Origin of the sequence: Bradyrhizobium sp. AZCC 2230 (assembly GCF_036924495.1) — a bacterium.
Taxonomy (GTDB): Bacteria; Pseudomonadota; Alphaproteobacteria; order Rhizobiales; family Xanthobacteraceae; genus Bradyrhizobium; species Bradyrhizobium rifense.
In genome coordinates this window covers 8630265-8648376 of the sequence record NZ_JAZHRS010000001.1, presented here as the reverse complement: position 1 = coordinate 8648376, position 18112 = coordinate 8630265, and the positions used below count along the sequence as shown (strand labels likewise).

The following is an 18112-nucleotide window of genomic DNA, read 5'->3' as shown; positions in this document are numbered from 1 at the left end:
CATTGCGAAGCTAGAGTGAGTTAGGAGTAAAATAGTTGTCTCAAGACCTGATCCACGAAACCGCCTGCACAGTCGTCGACAAGCTGCGTTCCGGCGCCGTTTCCCCACTCGAGCTGCTGGACGTGGTGGAGAAGCGCATCAGTGAGGTCGACGGCAAGGTCAACGCACTGCCGACATTGTGCTTCGATCGCGCGCGGAGCAATGCGAAGGCTCTCATGCAGAAGCCAGCCGGTGCACGCGGGCTGCTGGCGGGTCTGCCGCTGCCGATCAAGGACCTGACCGATGTCGCGGGCGTGCTGAACACACAGGGCTCGCCGATCTTCAAGGACAACATTCCCGCGACCTCCGACCTCATGGTCGAGAATCTCGAGGCCAACGGCGCGGTCGTCTACGCAAAATCCAACACGCCGGAATTCGGCGCCGGCGCCAACACCTTCAACGAAGTGTTCGGCGCGACGCTCAATCCCTGGGATACATCGAAGTCGGCGGCCGGCTCCTCCGGCGGCGCAGCGGTGGCGCTTGCGACGGGCATGGCGTGGCTCGCGCAGGGCTCTGACATGGGCGGCTCCTTGCGCAGCCCCGCGGCCTTCTGCGGCGTCGTCGGCATGCGGCCGAGCATCGGCCGCGTCGCACATACTCCCAAGTCGGGCATCGATCGCAATCTCGGCGTCGTCGGCCCGATGGCGCGCAATGTCGAGGACCTCGCATTGCTGCTCGACGCCATGAGCGGCGACTATGCGGACGATCCGCTGTCGCTGCCGGCGCCGACGACCTCTTTCCTGTCGGCCGCGCGCTCGGGCGGCAAGCCAAAGCGCATCGCCTACTCACCCAATCTCGGCATCACACCGGTCGATCCCGAGGTGAAAGCAATCACGCGCAAGGCGGCCGAGCGCTTCGCAGAAGCCGGCGCCATCGTCGAGGAGGCGCATCCCGATTGGCGCGAGGCGCATGAATGCTTCCACGTGCTGCGCGCCTTCGATTTCGCGATCACCAAGGCCAATCTGCTGCGCACCAAGCGCGACCTGCTCAAGCCCGAAGTGATCTGGAACATCGAGGAGGGCCTCAAGCTCACCGTCGAACAGCTCGCGCGCGCCGAAGCCCAGCGCGTCGGCATGACCGCGCGCGCCATCGAGTTCTTCAAGACCTACGATCTCCTGCTGACGCCGACGACGATCGTGCCGCCCTTCCCGATCGAGAACCGCTATGTCGCGGAGTGCGCCGGCAAAAAGTTCGAGAATTATGTCGAATGGCTCGGCATCGTCTACGCCATCACGCTGGCCTGCTGCCCGTCACTGTCGCTGCCCTGCGGCTTCACCGCCTCGGGCCTGCCGGTCGGCGTACAGGTCGTCGGTGCGCCGCGCGCGGATGCGCAGGTGATCGCGGGCGCCAAGGTGCTGGAGGACATTCTGGGCCTGCGCGGGCAGACGCCGATTGATCCCCGGGTGAAGAAGTAGGGCGCTGCGCGCTCGGTGCGCTCCCTCGCCCCGCTCTTGCGGGGAGAGGTAAAAAGCCCTCACCTCGCGCTCGTCGCCTCCAGGCTGCGGCTATATCGCGACATCGCGAAACAGAAGACGAAATAGATCGCGGCGACGAAGATATAGACCTCCACCGAAAACTGCTGCCAGGCCGGGTCGATGATCGCGGTCTTCGCCGTCGTCAGCAGGTCGAAGATGCCGATGATCAGGACCAGGCTGGTGTCCTTGAAGAAGGCGATGAAGGTGTTGACCAGCGGCGGGATGACGTGGCGGATCGCCTGCGGCAGGACGACCAGCCGGTGTTTGCGCCAGTAGGACAGCTCGAGCGCGTCAGCGGCCTCATATTGCCCACGCGGCACGGCCTGGAGGCCACCACGGATCACTTCGGCGAGATAGGCGCCCGCGAACAGAATGATCGCGATCTGCGCCCGCAACAGCTTGTCGATGTTGAATCCAGCCGGCATGAACAGCGGGAACATCACGCTCGCCATGAAGAGAAGGCTCACCAGCGGCACGCCGCGGATCAGTTCGACATAGAGCACCGAGAGCGAGCGGATCGCCGGCAGCTTTGAGCGCCGGCCGAGCGCGACCAGAATGCCCAGCGGGAAACCGAACGCCAATCCGAACGTCGCCAGGATCAATGTCACCGGCAGCCCGCCCCAGCGATCCTGCGAGACGAAGGACAGCCCGAGCACGCCGCCCCACATCAGCACGCTGTTCAGCGCGAGCGCGCCGATCCAGAGATAGGCCAGTTCGCGCCGCCAGAGCGCGCGCCGCGTGGAGAGAAAGAACAGCGCGATGAACAGCACGACGGAGAGCGCCGGCCGCCATTGCTCGTCGAACGGATAGGTGCCGAACAGGATGAACCGGTATTTCTCGGGGATGACGGCCCAACAGGCACCAAGGCCGCGCGCTGCCTTGCAGGCGCTGGAATCGTTGGCCGGCGCGAACCAGACCGCGTTCGCAACGCCCCACTGAACGAAGCTCACCACGCCTTTCGTCAGTACCGCCAGCAGAACGACCGTCAGAATGCCATTGGGAATCGACGAAAACAGATTGGTACGCAGCCAGCGCAGCACCGGATTGCCGATTTGCGGACGGCGGGCGGCGCGCGGCACGTCCGGCGTGTCAGTGATCGCCGTCATGCTCAGCGCTCCGCCAGCGCGATGCGCGCATTGAACCAGTTCATGAAGAAGCTGATACCGAGGCTGATGGTCAGGAACACCGCCATGATCAGCGAGATCGCCTCGATCGCCTGCCCGGTCTGGTTCAGCGTGGTGTTGGCGACGGAGACCACATCCTGGTAACCGATCGCGACGGCGAGCGAGGAGTTCTTGGTCAAATTGAGATACTGGCTCGTCATCGGCGGCACGATCACCCGCAGCGCCTGCGGCAGGATGATCTGCCGCAGCATGAAGCTGCGGCGCAGGCCGAGCGCGCTGGCGGCATCCCACTGCCCGCGCGGCACCGACTGGATGCCGCTGCGGACGATCTCGGCGATGAAGGCGGAGGTATAGGTCACGAGGGCGATCAGCAGCGCGAAATACTCGGGCGCCAGCGTCAACCCGCCGACGAAGTTGAAGCCGCGCAGTTGCGGCCATTCGATTGTCCAGGCCACGCCGAGCACCAGCGATACCGCCGCCGGCAGCACGACAATGAGACCAAGCGCAAATGGCCACGCCGGTCGCGGCTTGCCGTCACGGATCTGCTGCACGACCAGCCATCGCTGAATGACAAAGAATGCAGCGCAACCCAGCACGGCCGTGCCGAGCACCCAGAGCTGTGGCGAGCCAACCGGGATCGCAGGCAGGATCAGGCCGCGATTAGAGAGGAAGACGCCGTCGACCGGCCGCCACGCCGCACGTGCGGCCGGCAACGCCTGCATCAGCACGTACCAGAACAACAGCTGAAGCAGCAGCGGAATGTCGCGCAGGACCTCGACGTAGACGGCGGCGAACCGCGACAGCAACCAGTTCGCCGACAGCCGCGAGATCCCGATCAGCGTGCCCAATATGGTCGCAAGCGCGATGCCGATCACGGCGACGCGCAGGGTGTTGGCGATACCGACGACGAAGGCCCAGAGGTAGCTGTCTCTCGGATTGTAGGCGAGCAGGCTGTCGGCGATCGGCATACCCGCCTCACGGCCGAGAAAGGCAAAGCCGGTGGTGATGCGGCGAGCCGAGAGGTTGGTGACGGTGTTGGACCAGAGGAACACGATGACCGCGACCGCGATGCCGACCACCAGCACCTGCCAGAACAGGCCCTTCAATTCGTTCGGCCCTAGCGTGCCGAAAAAGCTGCGGCGCGGCGGCGGCCTGGGATCGTCTGAGGTCACGGCACAAAAATCCTTCCTGAACAGCGATTTCCGGCGGCGCACGTCAACTGTTGCACCAAAACAAGAACCGTGCAACAAATGTTTCATGGTCGAGCCCGCGAAATCCTCGCCGCTGAGCGAACTGCGCATTGCGCTGCCGTCGCTCCCCCTGCGCTTGCAGGAGGTCGGACGTTTCGTCGCAGCCAATGATTACGACGCCACCACGCGTTCGATGCGCGATCTGGCGGCGGAAGCCGGTGCAGATCCTGCGGCGTTCACGCGCCTTGCGAAGGCGATCGGCTATTCCGGCTGGGACGACTTGCGCGCCGCGCTGACGGAGGCACGGCGGCCGTCGCAGACCTCGCCCTTCTCGGCTCGCGCCAAAGGCCGCCGCCACGGCCCGAACGCAGACGTCACGCTCATCACCGACAAGCTCGAGGCCGAGGCTGCGGGCCTGCCGCGCATCTCCGCCCACGCGATCGCGGACGCGGCCCGCACGCTGCACGATGCAAAACGGATCTGGATCACCGGCTATCGCAGCTGCCGCAGCGTCGCGGAATTGCTCAACTACGAGCTCCGGCTGTTTCGCCCCGAACAGGTGCAGATTGTTGGCGCATCCGGCCCCGACGATCTCGATCTCGGCGCCTTCCGCCCCGGCGAGGCCGTGATCGTCATCGGCTTCATGCCCTATACCAATGCCAGCGTCCGGGTCGCGCAGGCCGCCTATCGCGCCGGCGCGACGCTGATCGCGATCGCGGACAGCGTGACGGCACCGATGGCCGAAGGTGCCGACCACGTCTTGCTGTTCGAAGCCGCCTCCTCGCCCGGATTCTTCCCGAGCCTCACCGGCGCGCTCGCGATTGCGCAGTCGCTCGCCGCGGTGACGTTCTCGCTCGGCGGCACCGCCGCAAAGAAGCGCCTTCAGGACACCGAGGCGCGGCTCGCGGCGACTTCCACCTACGTCTCAGAGAAAGGTTGACTCATGAGCACCCGCACCAGCCGCGTGCTGCACCGCTCGTTGCGCGAGACGCCCCCCAAGGCGATCGGCGGCGAAGGCGTCTATCTTTTCGCAGAGGACGGACGCCGCGTGATCGATGCCTCCGGCGGCGCGGCGGTGTCCTGCCTCGGGCATCAGCATCCCCGCGTGATCGCGGCAATGGGAAAGCAGGCCTCTACGCTGGTCTATGCGCACACCGCCTTCTTCTCCTCCGAGCCGGCCGAGGCGCTTGCCGAGACGCTGGTTGGGCACGAGCCGGGTGGGCTCGCCTACGCCTATTTCGTCAGCGGCGGATCGGAGGCGATCGAGGCCAGCATCAAGCTGGCGCGACAATATTTCATCGAGCGCGGCGAGCCGCATCGGCAGCATTTCATCGCGCGGCGGCAAAGCTATCACGGCAACACGCTCGGCGCGCTCGCCGCCGGCGGCAACGCCTGGCGCCGCGCGCCCTACGCACCGCTGCTTTCGGCTGCATTCAGCCATGTGACGCCGGCCTTTGCCTATCACGAGAAACACGACGGCGAGTCCGACGCGCAATTCGTCGCGCGGCTCGCCGCAGAACTCGAAGCCGAATTTCAGCGCCTTGGCCCCAACACTGTCGCAGCGTTCCTGGCCGAGCCAGTCGTCGGCGCCACCGCCGGCGCGGTGACCGCGCCCGACGGCTATTTCAAGGCGGTGCGCGAGATCTGCGACCGGCACGGCGCTCTTCTCATTCTCGATGAGGTCATGTGCGGCATGGGCCGTACCGGCACCACGCACGCCTGGCAGCAGGAAGGCGTCGCCCCTGATATCCAGGCAATCGCAAAGGGGCTTGGCGGCGGCTACCAGCCGATCGGCGCAATGCTGGCGAGCGGCAAGATCATCGACACCATCCGCTCAGGCTCGGGCGCATTCCAGCACGGCCATACTTATCTGGCGCACCCCCTCGCCTGCGCCGCTGCGCTCGCGGTGCAGGACGTGATCCGGGAGGACAATCTGCTTGAGCAAGTCAAGCACCGCGGCAAGCAGCTCGAACAGCGGCTCACCGAGCGCTTCGGCAATCACCGCCATGTCGGAGATATCAGGGGCCGCGGGCTGTTCTGGGCGATCGAGCTCGTCGCTGATCGCGCCAGCCGCACCTCGTTCGACCCGGCGCTCAAGCTGAACCAGAAGATCAAGGCGGAAGCCTTTGCCAACGGGCTCGGCTGCTATCCGGGCGGCGGCACCGTGGACGGCGTCCGCGGCGACCACGTGCTGCTGGCGCCGCCCTATATCGCTTCGGCTGACGAGATCGATCAGATCGTCGACAAGTTGGGTACAGCCGTCGACAACGTTTTGCGTAGTGTCAATCACTGAGGGGAGAGTCACATGATGAGGACAATGGTTATCGTAGCTGGTGCGCTTGCGGCATCGGCGGTCGTAGCCCAGGCGGCGACGCTCGACACGGTCAAGAGCCGCGGCACGCTGGTGTGCGGCGTCAGCGCGGGCTTTGCCGGCTTCTCGGCACCGGATTCGCAAGGCAATTACAAGGGCCTCGACGTCGACTATTGCCGCGCCCTCGCGGCCGGTGTGCTCGGTGATGCCAACAAGGTGCGTTACGTCTCTCTGACCGCGCAGAACCGCTTCACCGCGCTGCAATCGGGCGAAATTGACGTGCTCTACCGCAACTCGACGCAGACTTATCTGCGCGGCGTCACGCTGGGCCTGCGGCAGGGTCCGATCAACTTCTACGACGGCCAGGGTTTTGTCGTGAAGAAAGACCTCGGCGTGAAGGAGATCAAGGACCTCAAGGGCGCCACCGTTTGCGTCGCGCAAGGCACCACGCACGAAGTTACGCTCGGCGATTACGGCCGCGCCAATGGCATCGACTGGAAGCCGCTGGTGTTCGACCGCGTCGACACCATGTACCAGACCTTCTTCGGCGGCCGCTGCGATGCGATGACCCAGGACGCCTCCGCGCTTGCCGGTGCCGTGACGACCGCCGCGCCAAATCCGGCCGACTACGTCGTACTGCCGCAGACCATCAGCAAGGAGCCGCTCGGGCCCTTCAGCCGCAACGGCGACGAGGTCTGGAGCGACATCATCACCTGGCTGCATTACGGCCTGATCGAAGCCGAGGAGCTCGGCGTCACCCAGGCCAATGTCGACGAGATGACGAAGTCGCAGACTCCCGCAATCCAGCGGCTACTCGGCGCCTCCGGCGATCTCGGCTCGCGGCTTGGGCTGGACAACAAATGGCTGGTCACGGCGATCAAGACCACCGGCAATTACGGCGAGATCTACGAGCGCAACGTCGGCAAGGCGAGCCCGCTCAAGCTCGAGCGCGGCCTCAACGGTCTCTGGAGCAAGGGCGGCTTGATGTACGCGGTGCCGTTCAAGTAAATGTCTCGCGTGTCCCGGACGCGCTGCAGCGTGCAACGCTGCTGCGCTGAGCCGGGACCCAGCGCCACAATGGGCCCCGGCTCTGCAGCGCAATACTGCGCATTGCGCTGCGTCCGGGGCACGAGACCACCAGGTAGCCACGTTCAATGACGACGCCCCCTCGCATCGCCCTGATCCACGCCCTCAAGCACTCCATCGCCCCGATCGAGGCGGCGTTCGCGCAGGCGTGGCCGGAGGCGCGGCTGATGAACCTGCTCGACGACAGCCTGTCGGCGGATCTGGCGCGCGACGGCAAGCTTAGCGATGCCATGACCGAGCGCTTTCTTGCGCTCGGCGATTATGCGACAGCGACGGAGGCGAACGCGATCCTGTTCACCTGCTCGGCCTTCGGTCCCTGCATCGATGCCGTCGCGCGGGCGCATGCGCCGATGCCGGTGCTCAAGCCGAACGAAGCCATGATCGAACGGGCCGTGACGATGGGCAAGAAGATCGGCCTGCTCTCGACCTTTCCGCCGACGCTGGCCTCGATGCCGCCGGAGTTTCCGACCTCCATCCAGATCGTGCCAAAACTTGCCGAGGGTGCGCTGGCGGCACTCGACCGCGGCGACCGCACCACGCATGACCGGCTGATCGTCGAGGCATCAAAGGACCTGCGCGACTGCGATGTCATCGCGCTGGCCCAGTTCAGCATCGCCGCAACTGCGCCGCTCGTTGCGGAGGCCACCGGCCGCCCCGTCGTGACCACGCCGGATAGCGCAGTCGAAAAGCTGATGCGGCTGCTGAAAGCGACGGCCTAAGCGTCGGCCTTCTTTCGACGCTGCGCGTACTTGATCGCGAGGGCGAGCGCGGCCTTCGTCTCGTTCACAAAATCCTCGACCAGTTCCTCGCGCGTGGCGTGAGCAGCCTCACCGGTGAACAGACCCTGCTCGGCCAGCATCACCACGCCGTGCAGCGCCGCCCAGATCTTGAGTGCCTGGCGCTCGCGCAAATATCCGACGGCTGGGGCTTCCAGTGCTTCGATCACCAGCGCAAACGTCTCGCGGGTCGCCTCGTGCAGCTCGCTGCCCTTGGCTGCGCAAGACACCGTCCGCGAGGCGAACATCAACCGGTAGATGCCGTTGCGGCGCAGGCCGAAATCAAGCGTTGCCTGCGCCAGCCGCGACAATTTTGATTGCTTCGACGGCTTCGCCATAGCCTCCCGAAGAAGCGCGCTCAGCTGCCGGAACGCCTCCGCCGTCACCGCGGCAAGCAATGCCTCACGGTCAGCGAAATGACGGTACGGCGCTGGCTGCGAAACCCCGAGTTGCTTTGCCAGCGCCTTGATGCTGATCGCTTCCACTCCGCCCTGTTCCGCCTCGCGTAACGCAGCCTTGATCAAGGCGTCGCGGAGATCGCCATGGTGGTAGGTGTTTTCGGGCTTGCGAGCGAGTTGTGAACGCATGTTACGGCGAAGCCTATAAGTTTGCGCTTGACAGGGGAAGCCTGCCGCGAATGTAATAGCATATAACTTAGAATAAGCGGCAAATGTCGCAGACAACATTGACAAGAGGAACGCGCCGCCCTCCGGGCCATGCGCAGACGACCGAGGGAGCCGCAATGGCAGAACGACTGAGAGTTCACGTCGATCCCGACAAATGCCAGGGCCACGCGCGCTGCAAGGCGCTGGCGCCGGAGCTGTTCGAGCTCGATGAATACGGCAACGCCCACGAGGCCGGAGACGGCACAGTTCCACCGGGCCTCGAAGACAAGGCCTGGCTTGCCAAATCCAACTGCCCGGAAATCGCGATCGATGTGATCGAGGAGTAGCGCGGCCCCTGCCGCTTGCGTGCCTTCAGCGAACACGAGCCCCAAGGGATATTCAAGGGATTTCCTGCCATGTCCGACGTGAGCCAGCCCACTGCCCATCCGCCCGTGACCGACTGGGTCAATGATTTCGACCACACCGATCCGCAATGGACGGACGATCCCTTCCCGATCTGGGAAGAGCTGCGCGCCGCGAGCCCGGTCGTGCATACCGAGCGCTTCCTCGGCTGCTATATGCCGACGACCTATGAGGCGGTGCGCGAAATCGCCAACGACACCGAGCATTTTTCGTCACGCCGCATCATCGTCCGAGATGTGCGGCCCGAGGTCGCCAGAAACGCGGCCCCGCCGATCACCTCCGATCCGCCCGTGCACAAGCCGGCCAAGCAATTGCTGCTGCCGCCATTCACGCCGGATGCGATGAAGAAGCTCGAGCCGCGCATGCGTGCGATCTGCAACGAGCTGATCGACGGATTCATCGCCGACGGCAAGGTCGATGCCGCAGCGCAGTACGGCAAATACATCCCGGTTCGGGCCATCGCGCACATGCTCGGTATCCCCGAGAGCGACAGTGATCTCTTCATCAACTGGATCCACATGATCCTGGAGCTCGGCATCAAGGACGAGAACAAGCTGCTCCAGGCCGTGCATGAGATGAGCGACTATTTCAGGACGCATATCGAGGAGCGGAGGTCGAAGCCGACTGACGACCTGATCTCCTATTTGATGAATGCCAAGGACAAGGAAGGCCAGCCGCTGGAAGAATCTCACGTGCTGGGTTCGCTGCGGCTGCTCCTGATCGCCGGCATCGATACCACCTGGAGCGCGATCGGCTCCTCGCTCTGGCATCTCGCCCGGACGCCGGCCGACCGCGAGCGGCTGATCGCCGAGCCCGGGTTGATCCCGATCGCCGTCGAGGAACTGCTGCGGGCCTATTCGCCGGTGACGATGGCCCGCGAGATCGTCAAGGAGACCACGGTCTCGGGCTGCCCGGTCAAGGCGGGCAACATGGTGCTGTTGTCCTTCCCGGCCGCCAATCGCGATCCCAAAATGTTTCCGGACGCCGACAAGGTCGTGATCGACCGGCGGGAGAATCGTCATGCCGCCTTTGGCCTCGGCATCCACCGCTGCGTCGGTTCCAACCTGGCGCGGATGGAGATGCAGGTCGCGCTGGAGGAGTGGCTGAAGCGGATTCCGGACTTCCGGCTCGACCCGGCGGGCACCGTAACCTGGTCACAGGGCACGGTAAGAGGCCCCCGCCAGTTGCCATTTCTGCTTGGAAAGGCGATGTAGGCACCCAGAAATCAAATTCCTGGGGAGCCGGACGTGACAGAGCAAGCAATCAAACCGGCCTCCGACCACATCGATCTCGCCGACGCCGAGCGGCGGATCAAGGCGATCTTCATCGGCTCGATCGGCAATCTCGTCGAATGGTATGACTTTTACGCCTATACGGCGTTTGCACTCTACTTCGCCCCGGCCTTCTTCCCCGGCAGCGATCCCGTCGTCCAGCAATTGAACGTCGCCGTGGTGTTCGCGGCGACCTTCCTGATGCGTCCTCTCGGCGGCTGGCTGTTCGGCTACATCGCCGATCATTACGGCCGGCGCATCTCGCTGACGCTGTCGGTCGTGTTCATGTGCTTCGGTTCGCTGATCATCGCGCTGACACCGACCTATGCCACGATCGGCTTTGCCGCCCCGGTGATTCTGGCGCTCGCCCGCGTCATCGAGGGACTGAGCCTTGGCGGCGAATATGGCGCCAGCGCCACTTACCTCAGCGAAGTCGCCGATCCCAAGCATCGCGGTTTCTATTCGAGCTTTCAGTACGTCACCCTGATCGGCGGCCAGCTCACCGCGATCATCGTGCTGCTGCTCCTGCAAAAGGTCTTCCTGACGCCCGACGAACTGAAGGCCTGGGGCTGGCGCATCCCGTTCGCGATCGGCGCTGCGCTCGCGATCTTCGCCGCGGTGATGCGGCGCAACCTGCATGAGACTGAAGCCTTCGAGGAAGCCAAGAAGGTGGTGCAGCCGACCGGCTCGATCACCAATCTGCTGAAGTACCCGCGGGAGCTTTTGCTCGTGGTCGGCCTCACCGCCGGCGGCACCGCGGCGTTCTACACTTTCACCACCTACATGCAGACCTTCGTCAAGCTCTCGGTGGGCCTGACCGAAGACCAGACCACCTTCGTGATCTTCGGCACGCTGATCTTCGCGACCATCCTGCAGCCGATCTATGGCGCGATCTCCGACAAGATCGGCCGCAAGCCGCTTTTGATCTTCTTCGGTGTCGCCGGCTCGCTGGCGACCGTGCCGCTTTTGATGACGCTGAAGGAGACCAAGTCGCCTTTCATGGCCTTCATCCTGATCTGCTGCGCCTGGCTGTTCGTCGCCGGCTATACCTCGATCAATGCGGTGGTGAAGGCCGAGCTGTTCCCGACCAATGTCCGCGCCCTCGGTGTTGGCCTGCCCTACGCCATCACCGTCTCGATCTTCGGTGGCACGGCGCCCGCGATCGCGCTCTATTTCAAGAGCATCGGGCACGAGGAGTGGTTCTACTACTATCTCGCCGGCGTCATCTTCCTGTCGCTGATCATCTATTCCACCATGCGCGACACCAAGCATGCCTCCGCGATGCATCGCCACGAGTAGCCGATTCACGAGCAGATCATGGCCGACGAGACGCCATCCGACAGCAAGCTGACGCGCTCCAAGGAGAGATGGGCGCGCGAGGGTCGCTTTCTTACGGGCAAAGTCACACGGCCTGAGGACCAGCGGCTACCGCCCGGCCAGCATCTGACAAAAGATTGGCCCGTGCTCGATCTCGGGGTCATGCCGCCGGTTTCGCGCGAGCGTTGGCGGCTTGACGTCTATGGCGCGATCGAGACCCCCGTGTTCTGGACCTATGCCGAGTTCGCCGCGCAGAGGCAAGACCGGTTCACCTCCGATATCCATTGCGTCACGACCTGGTCGCGTTACGACAATGAATGGGAAGGGCTGGCGACGCGCGAATTGCTCGCGGCCTGCCAGCCTCGGGGCGATGCGCGCTTCGTGGTGCTGCATTCATCTGATGGCTACACCACCAACCTTGCACTGGAAGACTTTGCCGCCGAGGACGCGCTGCTCGCCCATAGCTGGTCGGGCCAGCCGCTGTCCGACGAGCATGGCGGCCCGGTGCGGCTGGTCGTGCCGCATCTGTATTTCTGGAAGAGCGCGAAATGGCTCCAGGCCGTCGAATTCGTCACCGAGGACGCACCCGGCTTCTGGGAAGTCCGCGGCTACCATAACCGCGGCGATCCCTGGGCAGAGCAGCGCTATTCAGCCGACTAAGGTCAAGCAAAGACAAGGGGGAGCCCATGCCGACGGAACGCTTCCAATTCACCGGCGAAGGTGGTCATCAGCTCGCGGCCGCGCTGGAACTGCCGGACGGCGCGCCGGCCGCATACGCGCTGTTCGCGCACTGCTTCACTTGCGGCAAGGACACGCTCGCCGCCAAGCGTATCTCGGTCGCGCTTGCCGCCAGGGGAATCGCGGTGCTGCGCTTCGATTTCACCGGGCTTGGCTCCAGCGAAGGCGATTTCGCCAATTCGACGTTCTCGTCCAACGTCGCCGATCTCGTGCATGCCGCCGATCACCTGCGTGCGACCCGCAAGGCGCCGTCGATCCTGATCGGGCACAGTCTCGGCGGCGCGGCGATCCTGGCGGCCGCCGGAAAGATTCCGGAAGCCAAGGCGGTGGCAACCATCGCGGCGCCGTCTGATCCTGCTCACGTCACCGGACTTTTCAAAGAACATATCGACGACATCCGAGCGCAGGGTGAGGTCGAGGTCTCGCTCGCGGGCCGCCCATTCCTGATCAAGCGGGAATTCCTCGACGACATCGCCGAACACGAGTTGATGAAGGACATCACCGGCCTGCACAAGGCGCTGCTGGTGATGCAGTCACCGATCGACGACACCGTCGGCATCGATAATGCGACCAAGATCTTCGTTTCGGCAAAACATCCCAAGAGCTTCGTCTCGCTTGATCATGCCGATCATCTGCTGACCAAGCCGGCCGATGCGCTCTACGCCGCCGATGTGATCGCGGCCTGGGCGAGCCGCTACATCGACGCGGCAAAGCCCGCGAATACCACGGGTGCCGCGGATGAGCCGCGAAAAGTCGTGGTGCAGGAGACCCGCAAGAGCAAATTCAACCAGATCATCACCGTCGGGCCGCATCATCTGGTGGCGGACGAGCCGGTGGCGGCCGGCGGCGAAGATGCCGGTCCCGGGCCCTATGATTTCCTTCTCGCCGGTCTCGGTGCCTGCACCTCCATGACCATGCGCCTCTATGCTGACCGCAAGTCGCTGCCGCTCGACCGCGTCACCGTCACGCTGAAGCATTCAAAAATCTACGCCAAGGACTGCGCGGAGTGCGAAACACAGGATGGAATGCTCGACCAGATCGAGCGCGATATCGCAATCGACGGCGCGCTCGACGCCGAGCAACGCAAGAAGCTGATGGAAATTGCCGACAAGTGCCCGGTGCACCGGACCTTGACATCGGAGATTCGCATCGTGACGAAAGCGGTAGGCTAGCACGTTATTGTTTGAGCATGATCTTTTCGGAAAACCGCTTCACACTTTTCCGGATCATGCTCTAGAAGCACGACGCCATCGTTCGCACCGCAGCGCTGATCTCGCTCTCACGCCACGCCGCAAAGCCGAGCAACAGGCCATGATCGCACGGCTTGCCCAGCGCCAGGCTGGATAGAGCGCGGGTTTCAACGCCTGCGTCGACCAACCGCTTCACCGCTGCCTGATCGGCACGACCGCGCTTGAGGCGGGCGACGAGCTGGATGCCGCCCGAGGGCACCTCGACGGAGAGCACTTCGCCGAGATGACGTTCCAGTCCCTCGACGAGGTGATCGCGCCGTGCGTGATAAAGACGGCGCACCCGGCGCAGATGCGCCAGAAAATGCCCATCGGCGATAAATTCGGCGAGCGCTTCCTGGATGTGACTGGAAGCGATCAGCCCGATATGCCGCTGCGCGATCTCGAATGTGCTGACCAGCGCCAGCGGCACGACGAGATAGCCGAGCCGGATATCCGACGTCATCGCCTTCGAGAACGTGCCAACATAAAACACCCGGCCATGGGCATCGAGCCCCTGCAAGGCCGGCACCGGCCGGCTGTCATAGTGGAATTCACCGTCGTAATCGTCCTCGACGATCCAGGTCTTGCCGGGCCTGCTTGACCTGAGAAACGCGGTGCGCCGGGCCAGCGACATCAGCCGTCCGGTCGGATGCTGGTGCGATGGCGTCATGAAAACGAGCTTGGGCACGGCCATTCCCGGCATCGGCTGCATGCCCTGCGCATCCAGCTTGATGCCGGTCACGCGCGCGCCTGACGCACGGAAGGCGGCCGCGGCGCCGGGATAGCCGGGATCCTCGACCCAGACGTCGTCGCCCGGCCTAACGAGCGCAGCCGCTATCAAGGTCAGCGCGGCCTGTGCGCTCGGCAGGACCATGATCTGGTCCGCCGTGGCGCGAACGCCTCTGCTGGTCGCGAGATAATGCGCCAGCGCCTCGCGCAGCCGTGTGCGGTTGACCGGACCAAGCTCGCGCCTGGCCGCGCGCACGGCGCTGCGGCGCAGGCAGCGCGCCCACACCTCGTTCGGAAACTCCCTGAAATCGCCATGCCCCGGACGCAAGGGCTTGAGCGGAGCCTGATAGGACATCGGCCAGTCCGTCTGCCTGAGCTGCGAAGCCCAAGGCGAGAGCTGAGGCTTGGCGGAGCGAACGCGCGAAGCGACGGCGCCCGCTGCTTCGATGCGCTCAGCACCATCGACCGTCACCACGGGACGACGTCCGTGCGACGCCTCCAGATATCCTTCAGCGGCGAGTTGCTCGAACGCATAGGTGACGGTGTTGCGGGAGACGCCGAGATCGCTCGCAAGCCGGCGGCTCGACGGTAGCGCGCGGCCTCTGACGAGACGGCCGGCCGCGATCAGGCTTCGGAGCTGGCTCGTCAGTTGCGCCACCAGCCCCTCATCGTCGGCCCGGTTCAGGCCGATCAGGCCGGAGATCATGCTTTCCGAAACTGGCACTTCATTCTTCTCCGATCTGGCACTTATTCAGGTGCCAGTCGGGATGCTATCTCGCAGACCAAATTGCTTCAAGGATTCTGCGATGAACTCTTCCCTCTCTCCCCGCACGGCCATCGGGCTGTTCCTCATCGTCGTGCTGGCCTGGGGCGTGAACTGGTCGATCACGAAGCAGCTCGTGCAATTCCTACCGCCCCTCTGGACGTCGGCGATCCGGAGCTGGATCGCGCTGGCTGGATTGTTCGTGATCCTGGGACTGAGCAACAATCTGGTGATCCCGGAACGGCGCGACATTCCCGTGGTCCTCAGCGTGGCGCTGCTGCACATGACGGTGTTTTCGGTCCTGGTTGCGGCCGGTGTGCGCTTCCTGCCCGCGAGCAAGGCCATCGTGCTCGGCTACACGACGCCGCTCTGGGTCGCGATCGCCGCACCCCTGCTCGGGAAGGACACCCTGACGGCGCCGAAGCTCGCCGGCGCCCTGCTCGGACTGGTCGGGCTTGCCGTGATCCTGAACCCGACGTCGATCGACTGGACCAACGCGAACGTCGTGCTCGGCGCCGGCATGGTGATCCTGGCCGCGATCTTCTGGGCCGCGAACATCATCTATATCCGCGCGCATCGCTGGATCGCCTCCCCGCTCCAACTCTTGATCTGGCAGGTGCTCGTGGCGACCATCGTGCTCACGGGGTCGGCGCTGATCACGGACGGCCTGCCGCATGCGGAATGGTCGTGGAGGCTCGTGCTGCTGTTCCTGTATTCCGGCCTGATCGGGACCGCGCTGGCCTATTGGGCGATGTCGATGGTCAACAAGAGCATCTCGGCCCTGACGACGGCGCTCGGCACCACCGGGACGCCGCTCGTCGGCATCGCCAGTGCGGCCATCCTGCTGGGTGAGCCCATCGACATCAGTCTGGCCGTTGCAGCCGGACTGATCGTGGCCGGCATTGGCCTTGCGACGCTTGGCGGCCGGCTGCTGCGCCGTCAGGCCACCGCCAGCGGCTGAACGCGCAAGCTGCCGCGCAGGCCTGCCGTCGTGCCGAGCAGGATGCCGGCGACCGCAATGAACGAGCCCAGCGCGAGCGTCGAGACTCCCGTGAGCCCCTGCCCGATCGAGCAGCCAAACGCCATCACGCCGCCGATCCCCATCAGCGCGGCGCCACCAGCCGACCGCAGCATGTGGCGTGGCGATGAATAGCCTTCGAGATGGAAGCGGCCCGTGGCGAGCGCAGTCACCAGACTGCCGGCGAAGACGCCGGCAACGGTCGCGATGCCGAAGTTGAGCATCAGGCCCGTCGAGAGCATCGCGTATTGCAGGCTATCGGCGATTGGCGCGATGAAGGTGAGCGACGTCACCGGGACGGGATTGAAGTCGTCTGCACCGAGATAGCCGGTGACGTACCAGCCACCGGCAACGAGCAGACCGACAATGACGCCCGCCGCGATCTGGCCCGGCGAGCGGCGAAACACTGGATGCGCGAAAGCAAACAGGATCAGCGCGGCGACGATCGCGGCTGCGGCCAGCGCGCGCGAACCGGCTTCACCGAGACCAAGCGTCGTCAATAGTGTGGGCAGCGAATTAACGCTGACGGTCGTTTGAGAAGCCTGAACCAGCGCAATGCGTGCCGGCGCGATCAGGCCTTTGAGCGTCATCTGCGCGGCAATGGCGAGCACGATCACGACGACGAAGGCGCGGAGATTGCCGCGGCCGAGCAGCACCAGCGCGCGCGAGCCGCAGCCGTTCGACAGCACCATGCCGTAACCGAACAGCAGGCCGCCCAAGAAAAGCACCGGCACCGAAAAGGTTGCTTGCAGGTAGATCGACTTGCCGAGGTCGACCATGCCCTTGCCGGCGAGGAACTGGCTCGCGGCAATCGCGACCGCGATCGCCAACGCGTAGCTGCGCACCAGCCGCCCGTCCCCATCCGCTAGAAAGCCGCGCATGCTGCTCATCAGGCAGAAGCCACTGAGCAGGCCGACGGCGCCATAGACCAGGCCAATGACGAGGCCGGCGAGGATGACGAGCTGGGCGGACGACTCCATGGTTACGGCTTCAGGATCACGCGATCCCGCGAGGAGCCGGCGACCGCAACGTAGGCTTCCTTCGCGCGCTCGAGCGGATAGATCGCATTCGCGTTGATCGGGAACGGCTTCAGCTGCCCGCTCGCAAAGCCGGGACCGAGATCGCGCAGCACGGCAGCCGTCGCGACCGATGACAGGCCAAGTGTGTCGATGCCGACATAGGTGTGCTGTCCCCGGTAGAATTCGAGGATGTTGAACTGCACGATGCGGTCGATGGCGGCAATGAGGATCTGGCGGCCGCGCAGCGCAAGCGACTTGTGCGCCGCCTGGAAATAGGGATCTCCGACCGTGTTGAAGACGATGTCGGCGCCCTTGCCGCCGGTCAATTCGCGCACGCGTGTGGCGACGTCCGTTGCGGAAGCGTCGATGACCTCGATCGGCGCATTGCTGTGGCCTTCATAGGCTTCCGCCTTGCGCACCACGCCGATGACGCGCGCACCCTGCCATGTCGCGATCTGCACCGCGGCCTGACCGACCTTGCCATTGACGCCGAACACGAGAACCGTCTCGCCGCTCTTCGGCACGCCCGCGCGGCGAAAGCCTTCCATCGCGGTGACGAAGGGCACACCGATGCCGGCGGCCTCCTCCCAGGATACGCTCTTCGGCTTCTCCACCACCGCGTCAGCTTCGACCACGAGATGGCTCGCGTGGGTGCCGTCGCGGCGGATGCCGAGGTCACCGGAGGAGCCGAACACCTCGCGGCCGACCGTGCCGGCCGGCCCGTCGATCACCACGCCGGCATAGTCTCGGCCAGGTGTACGCGGGAACACGGCATAGGGCATCAGCCCCGTCGCAGCCTTGACGTCGGACGGGTTGACGGCGGCAGCCTTCACCTCGATCAGGAGATCGTCCGCGCCACGCACCAGCCTATGGCGCTCGACGCTGGGCGCAACCGCAGCGGCGTTTTCGGCCTTGGCATTGAGGCGGACGCAACGCGCCTCGACGGCTTTGGTATCGGCTGGCGACATGAGAAAGACCCGCGATGTCTCGCGGGCCTTG

General features: G+C 64.7%; 17 protein-coding genes. 11 read left to right on the top strand and 6 right to left on the bottom strand.

All coding sequences use genetic code 11. The features are described 5' to 3' along the window. Positions 1 to 35 precede the first annotated feature (35 nt). Positions 36 to 1454, top strand: coding sequence for an amidase (locus V1280_RS41185; RefSeq protein ID WP_334536479.1), 1419 nt, complete (start codon positions 36 to 38; stop codon positions 1452 to 1454). Between the two features lie 59 nt (positions 1455 to 1513). On the opposite strand, the gene V1280_RS41180 is transcribed toward V1280_RS41185, so the two are convergent. Together V1280_RS41180 and V1280_RS41175 are read right to left on the bottom strand one after the other, a co-directional pair. Next, positions 1514 to 2620 (bottom strand): amino acid ABC transporter permease, encoded by a 1107-nt coding sequence (locus tag V1280_RS41180; RefSeq protein WP_334536477.1) that lies wholly within the window; start codon positions 2618 to 2620, stop codon positions 1514 to 1516. A 2-nt stretch (positions 2621 to 2622) separates the two neighbouring features. After that, the gene (locus V1280_RS41175) at positions 2623 to 3810 is read right to left on the bottom strand and encodes an amino acid ABC transporter permease (protein WP_334536475.1); all 1188 of its coding nucleotides are present in this window, start codon (positions 3808 to 3810) and stop codon (positions 2623 to 2625) included. An 85-nt stretch (positions 3811 to 3895) separates the two neighbouring features. Here V1280_RS41175 and V1280_RS41170 point away from each other — a divergent pair, with 85 nt between their 5' ends. The 4 genes from V1280_RS41170 to V1280_RS41155 all read left to right on the top strand — a co-directional run bounded on the left by V1280_RS41170 (position 3896) and on the right by V1280_RS41155 (position 7944). Further along, the gene (locus V1280_RS41170; RefSeq protein WP_334536473.1) at positions 3896 to 4768 is read left to right on the top strand and encodes a MurR/RpiR family transcriptional regulator; all 873 of its coding nucleotides are present in this window, start codon (positions 3896 to 3898) and stop codon (positions 4766 to 4768) included. A gap of 3 nt (positions 4769 to 4771) precedes the next feature. Then, positions 4772 to 6121: an aspartate aminotransferase family protein gene (locus V1280_RS41165; RefSeq protein WP_334536471.1), complete on the top strand. Its 1350-nt coding sequence runs from the start codon at positions 4772 to 4774 to the stop codon at positions 6119 to 6121. A 12-nt stretch (positions 6122 to 6133) separates the two neighbouring features. Beyond that, positions 6134 to 7147: an amino acid ABC transporter substrate-binding protein gene (locus V1280_RS41160; RefSeq protein WP_334536469.1), complete on the top strand. Its 1014-nt coding sequence runs from the start codon at positions 6134 to 6136 to the stop codon at positions 7145 to 7147. Between the two features lie 146 nt (positions 7148 to 7293). Next, positions 7294 to 7944, top strand: coding sequence for an aspartate/glutamate racemase family protein (locus V1280_RS41155; protein WP_334536467.1), 651 nt, complete (start codon positions 7294 to 7296; stop codon positions 7942 to 7944). On the opposite strand, the gene V1280_RS41150 is transcribed toward V1280_RS41155, so the two are convergent. Next, positions 7941 to 8588, bottom strand: coding sequence for a TetR/AcrR family transcriptional regulator (locus V1280_RS41150; protein WP_334538552.1), 648 nt, complete (start codon positions 8586 to 8588; stop codon positions 7941 to 7943). The genes V1280_RS41155 and V1280_RS41150 overlap by 4 nt on opposite strands. A 155-nt stretch (positions 8589 to 8743) precedes the next feature. On the opposite strand from V1280_RS41150, the gene V1280_RS41145 reads away from it, so the two are divergent. From V1280_RS41145 to V1280_RS41125, 5 genes are all read left to right on the top strand, one after another. Continuing rightward, positions 8744 to 8953, top strand: coding sequence for a ferredoxin (locus tag V1280_RS41145; protein WP_148774408.1), 210 nt, complete (start codon positions 8744 to 8746; stop codon positions 8951 to 8953). Between the two features lie 69 nt (positions 8954 to 9022). Further along, a complete protein-coding gene (locus V1280_RS41140; RefSeq protein WP_334536464.1) occupies positions 9023 to 10243 on the top strand; it encodes a cytochrome P450 in 1221 nt (406 codons plus the stop codon). 33 nt (positions 10244 to 10276) lie between these two features. Beyond that, positions 10277 to 11599: an MFS transporter gene (locus tag V1280_RS41135; RefSeq protein ID WP_334536462.1), complete on the top strand. Its 1323-nt coding sequence runs from the start codon at positions 10277 to 10279 to the stop codon at positions 11597 to 11599. Between the two features lie 18 nt (positions 11600 to 11617). After that, positions 11618 to 12277, top strand: a complete 660-nt coding sequence (locus V1280_RS41130; protein ID WP_334536461.1) for a sulfite oxidase-like oxidoreductase — start codon at positions 11618 to 11620, stop codon at positions 12275 to 12277. Between the two features lie 26 nt (positions 12278 to 12303). Beyond that, complete coding sequence (locus tag V1280_RS41125) at positions 12304 to 13527, top strand: bifunctional alpha/beta hydrolase/OsmC family protein (RefSeq protein ID WP_334536460.1); 1224 nt, start codon at positions 12304 to 12306, stop codon at positions 13525 to 13527. A gap of 61 nt (positions 13528 to 13588) precedes the next feature. Here V1280_RS41125 and pdxR read toward each other — a convergent pair whose 3' ends face one another. After that, positions 13589 to 15019, bottom strand: coding sequence for a MocR-like pyridoxine biosynthesis transcription factor PdxR (gene pdxR, locus V1280_RS41120; RefSeq protein WP_334538551.1), 1431 nt, complete (start codon positions 15017 to 15019; stop codon positions 13589 to 13591). 100 nt (positions 15020 to 15119) lie between these two features. Between pdxR and V1280_RS41115 the strand changes: the two genes are divergently transcribed. Further along, positions 15120 to 16037 (top strand): DMT family transporter, encoded by a 918-nt coding sequence (locus tag V1280_RS41115; protein ID WP_334536459.1) that lies wholly within the window; start codon positions 15120 to 15122, stop codon positions 16035 to 16037. Here the strand turns inward: V1280_RS41115 and V1280_RS41110 are convergent. Next, complete coding sequence (locus tag V1280_RS41110; protein ID WP_334536458.1) at positions 16016 to 17074, bottom strand: YeeE/YedE family protein; 1059 nt, start codon at positions 17072 to 17074, stop codon at positions 16016 to 16018. The genes V1280_RS41115 and V1280_RS41110 overlap by 22 nt on opposite strands. A 2-nt stretch (positions 17075 to 17076) precedes the next feature. After that, entirely contained in the window at positions 17077 to 18081 is a 1005-nt protein-coding gene (locus V1280_RS41105) for a quinone oxidoreductase family protein (RefSeq protein WP_334538550.1), read from the bottom strand. Between the last annotated feature and the right edge of the window lie 31 nt (positions 18082 to 18112).